This is a genomic window from Mycobacterium arosiense ATCC BAA-1401 = DSM 45069, from assembly GCF_002086125.1.
Lineage (GTDB): Bacteria > Actinomycetota > Actinomycetes > Mycobacteriales > Mycobacteriaceae > Mycobacterium > Mycobacterium arosiense.
This window is the reverse complement of record NZ_MVHG01000267.1, coordinates 1-361: the sequence shown is the minus strand read 5'-3', so window position 1 is coordinate 361 and position 361 is coordinate 1. Positions and strand designations below refer to the sequence as shown.

1 protein-coding gene is annotated in these 361 nt (G+C 67.6%); it reads right to left on the bottom strand.

All coding sequences use genetic code 11. The features are described from left to right. On the bottom strand, positions 1-361 hold a 361-nt coding region (locus tag BST14_RS28425), incomplete at both ends, for a condensation domain-containing protein (RefSeq protein WP_158085948.1).

Genomic DNA, 361 nt, shown 5'->3' with positions numbered 1-361 from the left:
GCGAGCGCGAGGGCGAACCCGATGAGCAGGATGTCTTGGATGCCGGCGTGGAAGGCGGTGGGCACCTCGGCGAGCAGCATGCGGGTGTGTTCGCTGTCTAGTTGGACGGTGAGGTGTTCGGCGCTGGCGTAGGTGTCGAGTTGGGGGTGCACGGCGGGCAGGCTGGTCGGGGCGGCGGTTAGCTGTTGCCAGGTGTCGGCGTGGGCCAGCACGTGGGGGTGGCGGGCGTGTTCGGCGAGCAGTGTTGACCATCGGGCGAATGAGGTGCCGCCCGCCGGGAGGGTGATGGGTTGGCCGTTGTGGTGTTGGGCCCAGGCGATGTTGAGGTCTTCCAATAGGATTCGCCAGGACACCCCGTCGA